This window comes from Methylobacterium sp. EM32, assembly GCF_040593685.1.
Classification (GTDB): domain Bacteria; phylum Pseudomonadota; class Alphaproteobacteria; order Rhizobiales; family Beijerinckiaceae; genus Methylobacterium.
Map to the genome: position 1 here is coordinate 20,405 of NZ_JBEXZS010000004.1, position 9,265 is coordinate 29,669.

Genomic DNA, 9,265 nt, shown 5'->3' on the forward strand with positions numbered 1-9,265 from the left:
ACTTTCGCCTCTTGCCCGCGCGGCAGGATTCCGCGATAAGGGCTGGGCCACTGAAATAGTCATATTAAATGATTTTCAGTGCGTCGAGCGTTCCGACGGGCTTCGAGGGAGGAAGCGTTGGCGGCAATCTATCCGGACCTTGCGGGCAAGGTCGTGGTGGTGACGGGCGGCGGCTCCGGCATCGGGGCCGAGCTGGTCCGGCACTTCGCGCGGCAGCAGGCGCGGGTCGGCTTCCTGGACATCGCGGACGAGCCCTCGCGGGCGCTCGCCTCCGAGCTCGAGGGGCAGGGCCTCGCGGTCGCCTTCGAGCACGCCGACGTCACCGACATTCCGGCCCTGAAAGCCGCGATCGGCCGGGTGCGCGAGCGCTTCGGCCCGGTCGACGTGCTGATGAACAACGCCGCCCATGACGAACGCCACCCCACCGAGGAGGTGACGGAGGCCTACTGGGACGGCCGCATCGCGGTGAACCTCAAGCACCAGTTCTTCGCCGCCCAGGCCGTCCTGCCCGACATGAAGGCGAAGGGCTCAGGCGCGATCGTGAATTTCGGCTCGGTCTCGTGGATGATCGGCCAGGGCGGCATGGCCGCCTACACCGCCTGCAAGTCGGGGGTGATCGGGCTGACCCGCTCGCTCGCCCGGGATTTCGGGCCGTACGGCATCCGCGTCAACGCGCTGGCGCCGGGCTGGATCATGACCGAGCGCCAGCTCGCCCTCTGGGTGACGCCGGACTCCGAGGCCGAGATCAATGCCCGTCAGTGCCTCAAGCGCAAGCTGGTGCCGGCGGACGTCGCGCGCTTCGCGGTCTTCCTCGCCTCGGAGGAGGCCGGCGCCTGCACCAACCAGCATTACGTCGTCGATGGCGGCTGGGTGTAGCCTCCGCGGCCGGCGGGCGCGCCGGCCCGCTCCACGTGGTCACGGTTCCCGATCAGCCCCGCGCGACCAAGACGCGGGAATTCCCGGAGGAAACATGAAGTCTCTCGCCGCCCTCATCGGCGGGGCCCTGGTGGCCGCCGCGATGCTCGCCTCTCCGGCCCACGCCCAGCAGAAGGGCAAGGTCGGCGTCGCGATGCCGACGAAGTCGTCGGCGCGCTGGATCGCCGACGGACAGGGCCTCGTCCAGGCGCTCAAGGCCAAGGGCTACACCCCCGACCTGCAATACGCCGAGGACGAGATTCCCAACCAGCTGTCGCAGATCGAGAACATGATCACCACCGGCGCCAAGGTGCTGGTGATCGCGGCGATCGACGGCACCACCCTGTCGGACGTGCTGCAGCAGGCGAGCGACCGCGGCATCAAGGTCATCGCCTACGACCGCCTCATCCGCGGCTCGAAGAACGTCGATTACTATGCCACCTTCGACAACTTCCAGGTCGGCGTGCTGCAAGGCAGCTACATCGTCGACAAGCTCGGCCTCAAGGACGGCAAGGGCCCGTTCAACATCGAATTGTTCGGCGGCTCGCCCGACGACAACAACGCCTACTTCTTCTACGACGGCGCGATGTCGGCGCTGAAGCCCTACATCGATTCCGGCAAGCTGGTCGTGCAGAGCAAGCAGCTCGGGATGGACAAGGTCTCGACCCTGCGCTGGGACGGCGCGGCGGCCCAGGCCCGGATGGACAACCTGCTCTCCGCCTTCTACGGCAACAAGCGCGTCGACGCGGTGCTCTCGCCCTATGACGGCATCTCGATCGGCATCATCTCGTCGCTGAAGGGCGTCGGCTACGGCTCGTCCGACCAGCCGCTTCCGGTCATCACCGGCCAGGACGCCGAGCTGCCCTCGATCAAGTCGATCGTCCGTGGCGAGCAGAGCATGACGGTGTTCAAGGACACCCGCGAGCTCGCCAAGGTCACGAGCGACATGGTCGACGCGATCTCGTCCGGCGGCCAGGTCCCGGTCAACGATACCAAGACCTACAACAACGGCGTCAAGGTGGTGCCGTCCTACCTGCTCAAACCCGTCGCCGTCGACAAGGACAACTGGCAGAAGACGCTGGTCGACAGCGGCTACTACAAGGCCTCGCAGGTCAAGTGATGGCGGCGTCCCCGGCCCCCCGCGCGGTGCCGAGCGCATCCCCGATCCTGGAGATGCGCGGCATCACCAAGGCGTTCCCGGGCGTGAAGGCGCTCGACGACGTCACCCTCGCCGTCCGTGCCGGCGAGATCCACGCCGTCTGCGGCGAGAACGGGGCCGGGAAGTCGACCCTGATGAAGGTGCTGAGCGGGGTCTATCCCGCCGGCTCCTACGACGGCAGCATCCTGTTCGACGGCGAGGTGCGGCGCTTCTCCGGGATTCCCGACAGCGAGGCGCTCGGCATCATCATCATCCACCAGGAGCTCGCCCTGGTGCCGCTGCTGTCGATCGCCGAGAACATTTTTCTGGGCAACGAGGCGGCCTCGCGCTTCGGCGTGATCGACTGGCCCCACGTGATGGCGCGCACCCGGGACCTGCTCGCCCGGGTCGGCCTCGACGAGGCGCCCGAGACCCTGGTGACCGATCTCGGCGTCGGCAAGCAGCAGCTCGTCGAGATCGCCAAGGCGCTCTCGAAGCGGGTGCGGCTGCTCATCCTCGACGAGCCGACCGCCTCGCTCAACGAGAGCGACAGCGACGCGCTGCTCACCCTGCTGGAGGCCTTCCGGGAGCAGGGCATCACCTCGATCCTGATCTCGCACAAGCTCAACGAGGTCGCCCGGGTCGCCGACAGCGTCACGATCCTGCGCGACGGCGCCAGCGTCGAGACGCTGCCGCGGGACGCGCTGCTCGGGCCCGACGGCCGCCTCAACGAGGACCGGATCATCAAGGGCATGGTCGGGCGCGACCTCGCCCACCGCTATCCCCCGCGGGAGGGTGTCGCGATCGGCGAGAAGCTCCTCGAGGTGAGAGGATGGAGCGTGCGCCACCCGCTCCACCCGGATCGCCTGGCGGTGGAGGATGTGAGCCTCACCGTGCGCCGCGGCGAGGTCGTCGGCATGGCGGGCCTGCTCGGCGCCGGGCGGACCGAGTTCGCCATGAGCCTGTTCGGCGGCGCCTACGGCACGCGCGTCGCCGGCGAGGCGTGGCTACGGGGCGAGCCCGCGGATCTCGGCAGCGTCGAGAAGGCGATCGCGGCCGGCCTCGCCTACGCCACCGAGGACCGCAAGGGCTACGGCCTGGTGCTGCACGAGGACATCCGCACCAACGTCTCGCTGGCGAACTTGCCCGGCGTCTCAGGCCGCGGGGTGATCGACGAGGACCGCGAGCGGGCGGTGGCCGAGCGCTACCGCGAGCGCCTGCGCATCCGCTCGTCGGGCATCGACCAGGCGACGGTGAACCTGTCGGGCGGCAACCAGCAGAAGGTCGTGTTGAGCAAGTGGCTCTTCGCCGACCCGGACGTGCTGATCCTCGACGAGCCGACCCGCGGCATCGACGTCGGCGCCAAGTACGAGATCTACGCGATCATCAACGACCTCGCCGCCCAGGGGAAGGGCGTGCTGATCATCTCCTCGGAGATGCCCGAGCTGCTCGGGATGTGCGACCGCATCCTCGTCATGAACCGGGGTCGCATCGTCGGCGAACTTCCCGCGGCGGAGGCCTCGCAGGAGGCGATCATGCGGGCCATCGTCACCTCGGGAGGACATTGAAAACGCTATGAGCGACACCGTCACCCCCGCCCAGGCCCCGCGCCCGCCGGCCATCGCCGGGTTCAACCCCAAGGCCTTCTCGGGCTCCTTGCGCGACTACGGCATGATCCTGTGCCTCGTCGGCATCGTGCTCTTCTTCCAGTTCTTCACCGACGGGGCGCTCTTGCGCCCGCTCAACCTCACCAACCTGGTGCTGCAGAACAGCTACATCGTGGTGATGGCGCTCGGGATGCTGCTCGTCATCGTGGCCGGGCATATCGACCTGTCGGTCGGCTCGACGGCGGGCTTCATCGGCGCGCTCGCCGCCGTGCTGATGGTGCAGATGGGTCTGCACCCGCTGCTCGCCACACTCCTCTGCCTTATCGCCGGCGGGGTCATCGGCGCGGCGCAGGGATGGTGGGTGGCTTACTTGCGCATCCCCTCCTTCATCGTCACCCTCGCCGGGATGCTGGTGTTCAAGGGCCTGACCCTGGCGCTGCTCGCCGGCCAGTCGGTCGGGCCGTTCCCGTCCGATTTCCAGAAGCTCAGCTCCGGCTTCATCCCGGACGTCGTCACCGGCGGCTCGCTGCGGATCACCTCGGTCCTCGTCGGCGTCGCCCTCGCGGTGATTTTGGTCGGCTCGAACCTGCGCCGGCGCCTCGGCCAGCAGCGCCAGGGCTTCACGCCCGAGCCGATCGGCGCCTTCGCGCTCAAGAACGCCCTGGTGGCGGCCGTCATCGTCGCCTTCAGCACTTGGCTCGCCACCTATCGTGGCCTGCCGAACGTGCTGATCGTGATGTTCGCGCTGATCCTGCTCTACCGCTTCGTGACGAGCCGCACGGTGATCGGCCGGCGGGTCTACGCGCTCGGCGGCAACGAGAAGGCGGCGAAGCTCTCGGGCATCAACACCGAGCGCCTGACCTTCCTCACCTTCGTCAACATGGGCGTGCTCGCCGCGCTCGCCGGCCTGATCTTCGCCGCCCGCCTCAACACCGCGACCCCGAAGGCGGGCCTGGGCTTCGAGCTCGACGTGATCGCCGCCTGCTTCATCGGCGGCGCCTCGGCCTCCGGCGGCGTCGGCAAGGTCACGGGCGCGGTAGTCGGCGCGCTGATCATGGGCGTGATGAACAACGGCATGTCGATCCTCGGCATCGGCATCGACTACCAGCAGGTCATCAAGGGGCTGGTGCTGCTGGGGGCGGTGAGCATCGATCAGTATTATCGCAAGCGGTAGGGGTTGCGTCCGTCTGCTCGCACTGCCGGCTGTTCCACCCTCGGTGTCATCCCGGGGCTCGCCGAAGGCGAGAACCCGGGATCCATAACCGCTGACGGTGTAGGATGAAGCGGCACGCGATCCATGTCGTCCTTCGACCTCAGCGGCTATGGATCCCGGGTTCCGCTGCGCGGCCCCGGGATGACGATGGAGGGTGAGGGCGCCGTCGCGAGAGGTGATTGTTCGGACCGGTCGTCCTCCAACTGCGAACCGTCCCACCCGCCCGGCGTTGCCCACGGACATGGACCCCCCGGGAGCATCCCATGGCCGATCCCAAGACCCAGCCGCCGGGCGTCGACGAGGACGCGATCAGCCGGCCGCGCCTGACCCCGCAGGGGCGCGACGCGCCGGAGCCCGGGGGCGAGGACGCGACCGATCCGGCCGGCGGCGCCAAGCAGGGGCAGGGCGACAAGGCGGAAGGGTAGGGCTCACGCCTCTCCGAGGCGTGCGCGCTCGGTCGCTAGCGCCGGGGCGCCGAACCACTCCGCCCGCATCGCCTCGCGCAGGAGGGCACCGACCGCGGGCGCGTGCGGCCGGCCACGGACGGTGACGAGGTTGACCTCGCGCCAGAATTCCGGCTCGACCAGCGGACGGGCGACCACGCCCGGATGGACCGCGCAGGAGCGCGGCATGAAGCCGAAGCCGAGCCCCGCCGCGATCATCGCCAGGATCCAGTCGTCGCGCTCGCTCCGATAGATCGTCTCGCACTCGGTGCAGCCCTGCGCCTCCCAGATCGGCCCGGCGACGCCGCGGAACTCGCAATTGAGGCGGTGGACGTAGTGCTGGCCGCCGAGGTCCCGCGGGCGGATCGCCGCGAGGGCGGCGAGCGGGTGCCCGGGGGCCACCGCGATCACCATCGGCTCGCGGAACAGGGCGAGGTGGTGGAGGCGCGGATCGGGCTCCCGGCCCGGCAGGCAGTAGAGCGCCACCTCCAGGCTGCCAATGAGCAGCCGCTCCTCGAGGGTGCCGGCGCTGGCATCGACGATGTCGAGTTCGAGACCGGGATGCCGCGACCGCAAGCCCCCGATCAGCCCGATCAGGGCGTCGGGCTGGATCGTGCACATCACCCCGAGGGTCAGGCGGGTGCGGCGCTGGCGGCCGAAGGCGCGGGCCTCGGCCTGGGCGGCCTGGGCCTTGGCGTAGACCTCCTCCAGGTAGGGCCGCACGGTGCGGCCGAGCTCGGAGAGCCGCGTGCCGGTCCGCTCGCGGTGGAACAGGGCGCCGCCGAGCTCCTCCTCCAGGAAGTGGATCGCCCGCGTGAGCGAGGGCTGGGTGACGTGGCAGGCCTGGGCCGCGCGGGTGAAGTTGTGCTCCTCGCACAGGGCCAGGAAGTAGCGGACCTGATGCATCTCCATCGTCGCCCTCCCGCGGGGTGCGAGGCCGCGAACCGAAGGCCCCGGCAGCGGGGACGGACGCGAAGCTAGCATCGCGGGAGCGGATCGGGGAGACGGACCCGTCAGCACCACGGGCAGGACGGCCAGGCCGGCGGGTCGGAGGGCCGCACCGGCGCGGGTGCGCCGGTCTGCCCGGAAGGGATCCGCCGCGGCGCCGCGCGGCGTGCGGCGTCGGTGCCGCTGTAGCGCGGGGATGTGGGTATCGTGGTCGCGACGACCCCGGCCCGGCCCTCGAGATGCAGGAGCGACTGGGTCCAGGCATGGGCGGGACTGGTCGAGAGAGCGGCGAGCACGGCACCGGCGAGCAGAAGGCTGCGCATCGGACGGATCCTCTGGTCGGGAGGCGGGGAGGGGGCCCCGCTGTCTGTCAGGGATCATCGCCGCGCCGGGGCCCCGACCGCCAATGCCGTTCGCCTATCGTGGCGATGCCGTCCGGCTCTGGCGGGACGGTTGACGCAGGCCGGCGGAGCGGCGCCTAAAAGCGCGGTGTCCCGCGCCCCGCGAAGGAGCCCCGCCATGAGCCACCTCGTCTACGTGCTGAACGGCCCGAACCTGAACCTGCTCGGCAAGCGCCAGCCGCACATCTACGGCAGCGAGACGCTGGCCGACGTCGAGGCCTCCTGCCGGACGCTCGCCGGCGAGCTGGGCCTGGAGATCCGCTTCCACCAGTCGAACCGCGAATACGAGATCATCGACTGGATCCACGAGGCCCGCGAGACGGCGGGCGGGATCGTCATCAACCCGGCGGCCTTCACCCACACCTCGGTGGCGATCCTCGACGCGCTCAACGCCTTCGACGCGCCGGTGATCGAAGTGCACATCTCGAACGTCCACAAGCGCGAGGCGTTTCGCCATCACTCCTACGTCTCGCTGCGCGCCGACGGGGTGATCGCGGGGCTCGGCACGCAGGGCTACGGGCTGGCCCTGCGCCGGCTGGCGCAGCTGATCGACGCGAAGGGGTGACGCCGGCGCGTCCTCGAGATCGTGCTGACACTAGCGGCGTCCGCGGCCACCCAAGGGTGCCGCGTGCTCGAACTCCGCCCGCAGTTGCTCGAGAAGGGCGGCGGCCTCGTCGCCGGCGCTCCAATCGATCGCGTCGCGGTGCATCCAGAGCCAGGCGCGGCAACGGGCGGGATCGGAACTCGCATAGGCGCGATGGTCGGTCAGCGCGAGGGCGACGAGCCGACCGGGCGACGTCTCCTGAAAGACGAGGAGCGGGTCGCCCTTGTTCTGGCCGGAGAAATCGAGCTTGGCGTGGTGGAGGCGCAGCACCCGGTAGGGCGCGAACTCGCCGGCGCTTCCCGTTCCAGATGGCTTGAGCAGACGTGTCGGTGGCGACTGACCCTCGGCGACCATCCGTTCCAGCCGGCCCAAGCTCCTCAGGGCGGATTGCTTGCCCTTGAGCGCCGCACGAAGATCGCCCGAAACCTCGAGGACGAGTGCCATCGGGGGCGTCACCGGGCTGCGAAGGCGGGCAGGCCCTCGTCTCGCCCATGGTCGGGGGCGTCGTGGTCCCAGTCGTCGGGCAGGTCTTCCAGGTCGAGCTTGCGGCGCAGGGTCCGGGATTCGGTCTCGTTGAACAGCGGGTGCCCCGCAAGGCACTTCACGTTGACGGCGACCCGGTAGGCTTGCTCCCAGCTCGGTCGATCCGGGTAGGTCGGGAGGCCGAGTTCGTCGATGATGTCGCGACCGTCGTCGAGCATCTCGGCGAAGTGATCGTGGATCTCGGTTTGCGACACCAAGGCCCGCTCGCGGCGCTCCCCGCCGACCGTCCGCCACGGCGCTTCGGACCTGATCGCGCCGGCGAGGGCCTGGGCGTTCAGGGGCCCGAAGACTTGCAGCACCTCTCTCAAGATCCGGCTCCCGGCGAGGGCGCCCGGCTCGATCGAATCGGGAATGTGCCACCACGGGCCGGACCGCTCATCGAACTCCCGGATCTCGAATCCGTAGCCGGTGGGCCGGAACGTCGCCTCGAACAAGGGCTCGCCGGTCGTCGCGAGCGAGATCCCCTGCGCGTAATACAGAAGTCCGCCGGTGCGGGCACGCGACAGGCCCTCGCCGCTCTCCTCGACGGCGATCCGGTGAAGGGCCGCGGCGGCGTTCCAGGCTCCCGGCATTGTCCGGCTTCCCATGCGATCACCCATGGAGAATGGGGCTCGGGCTGGCGATGCTCAAGCGCGACTTGCAAAGACGCGACGGCCAACAGGCGGACCGGAGGCGGTCGCCCGCCTCCGGTCCTCTCGACCGTCCTGCTGCTGGGGGGAACTCAGTCGGTCGAGAACCGGTAGTTCAGGCCGGCGCGCACCACGCCGAAATCCGCCTTGGGCTTGCCCAGGCCGTAATAGGCGTTGGTGGCGGTGTCGTAGACGAGGCCGCCGCTGCCGCCGTTGCGATCCAGGCTGACGTAGAGCGCCTCGATCCGGGCGCTCAGGCGCTCGGTGATCGCGTATTCGACGCCGCCGCCGGCGGTCCAGCCGGTGCGGAACGTGTCGGGCAGGGTGCCGGTGTAGTACGAGGCGTTCGTCGGCGTGCTGCCGCCGCCATAGGCGAAGCCGCCGGTGCCGTAGACCAGGAAGCGGTCGAAGGCGTAGCCGATCCGGCCGCGCACCGTGCCGAACCAGTCGAGGCTCGGGCCGACGTCGTAGAACGTCGTGCTGCCGACGAGCCCGCTGCGGGCCCGCCCGAAGGTGGTGCCCTGGATGTCGGCCTCGACGCCGAGCACGAAGCCGGCGCCCGGCGTGAACTGGTAATTGTAGCCGATCTGGCCGCCGCCGACGAAGGCGGCGTCGCGGCTGCCCGGGGTCACGGTGCCGTAGGTGGAATCCGTGAAGCTGCCGCCCCCGCCGCCGAAGCCGGCGCCGGCATTCACGCCGGCGTAGAAACCGGTCCAGGTGAAGACCGGGACGGGGGTGAAGGCCGGCGGCGGCGCGACGCGGCGCGGCAGGTCGGCGGCGGAGGCCGGCGCGGCGGCCGTGAGGGCAGCCGCCAGGGCGAGCGC

General features: G+C 70.0%; 11 protein-coding genes. 6 read left to right on the plus strand and 5 right to left on the minus strand.

Going from position 1 to position 9,265, the window contains the following annotated elements; translation table 11 throughout:
• The first annotated feature begins 117 nt into the window (after window positions 1–117).
• The 5 genes from ABZT49_RS00935 (at window position 118) to ABZT49_RS00955 (ending at window position 5,298) form a co-directional block, all read left to right on the plus strand.
• Complete coding sequence (locus tag ABZT49_RS00935) at window positions 118–876, plus strand: SDR family NAD(P)-dependent oxidoreductase (protein WP_093566998.1); 759 nt, start codon at window positions 118–120, stop codon at window positions 874–876.
• Window positions 877–970: 94 nt separating this feature from the next.
• The gene (gene chvE / locus ABZT49_RS00940) at window positions 971–2,035 is read left to right on the plus strand and encodes a multiple monosaccharide ABC transporter substrate-binding protein (RefSeq protein WP_355281817.1); all 1,065 of its coding nucleotides are present in this window, start codon (window positions 971–973) and stop codon (window positions 2,033–2,035) included.
• The gene (gene mmsA / locus ABZT49_RS00945; protein ID WP_355281819.1) at window positions 2,035–3,621 is read left to right on the plus strand and encodes a multiple monosaccharide ABC transporter ATP-binding protein; all 1,587 of its coding nucleotides are present in this window, start codon (window positions 2,035–2,037) and stop codon (window positions 3,619–3,621) included. The genes chvE and mmsA overlap by 1 nt, the downstream gene beginning before the upstream one ends.
• Before the next feature lie 103 nt (window positions 3,622–3,724).
• The gene (mmsB, locus tag ABZT49_RS00950) at window positions 3,725–4,834 is read left to right on the plus strand and encodes a multiple monosaccharide ABC transporter permease (protein WP_407943417.1); all 1,110 of its coding nucleotides are present in this window, start codon (window positions 3,725–3,727) and stop codon (window positions 4,832–4,834) included.
• A gap of 302 nt (window positions 4,835–5,136) precedes the next feature.
• A complete protein-coding gene (locus ABZT49_RS00955; protein WP_355281825.1) occupies window positions 5,137–5,298 on the plus strand; it encodes a hypothetical protein in 162 nt (53 codons plus the stop codon).
• Window positions 5,299–5,301: 3 nt separating this feature from the next.
• Here the strand turns inward: ABZT49_RS00955 and ABZT49_RS00960 are convergent, their stop codons facing one another.
• Window positions 5,302–6,228: a LysR family transcriptional regulator gene (locus tag ABZT49_RS00960; protein WP_355281828.1), complete on the minus strand. Its 927-nt coding sequence runs from the start codon at window positions 6,226–6,228 to the stop codon at window positions 5,302–5,304.
• A gap of 101 nt (window positions 6,229–6,329) precedes the next feature.
• Complete coding sequence (locus ABZT49_RS00965; protein WP_355281831.1) at window positions 6,330–6,587, minus strand: hypothetical protein; 258 nt, start codon at window positions 6,585–6,587, stop codon at window positions 6,330–6,332.
• A gap of 196 nt (window positions 6,588–6,783) precedes the next feature.
• Between ABZT49_RS00965 and aroQ the strand changes: the two genes are divergently transcribed.
• On the plus strand, window positions 6,784–7,230 hold the full coding sequence (aroQ, locus tag ABZT49_RS00970) for a type II 3-dehydroquinate dehydratase (RefSeq protein WP_355281834.1): 447 nt from the start codon (window positions 6,784–6,786) through the stop codon (window positions 7,228–7,230).
• A gap of 30 nt (window positions 7,231–7,260) precedes the next feature.
• On the opposite strand, the gene ABZT49_RS00975 is transcribed toward aroQ, so the two are convergent.
• The 3 genes from ABZT49_RS00975 to ABZT49_RS00985 all read right to left on the minus strand — a co-directional run.
• The gene (locus ABZT49_RS00975; RefSeq protein WP_355281837.1) at window positions 7,261–7,713 is read right to left on the minus strand and encodes a hypothetical protein; all 453 of its coding nucleotides are present in this window, start codon (window positions 7,711–7,713) and stop codon (window positions 7,261–7,263) included.
• Between the two features lie 8 nt (window positions 7,714–7,721).
• A complete protein-coding gene (locus ABZT49_RS00980) occupies window positions 7,722–8,384 on the minus strand; it encodes a hypothetical protein (protein WP_355281840.1) in 663 nt (220 codons plus the stop codon).
• A 149-nt stretch (window positions 8,385–8,533) separates the two neighbouring features.
• Window positions 8,534–9,265 (minus strand): outer membrane protein (locus ABZT49_RS00985; protein WP_407943416.1); only part of this gene is annotated, 732 nt, incomplete at its 5' end.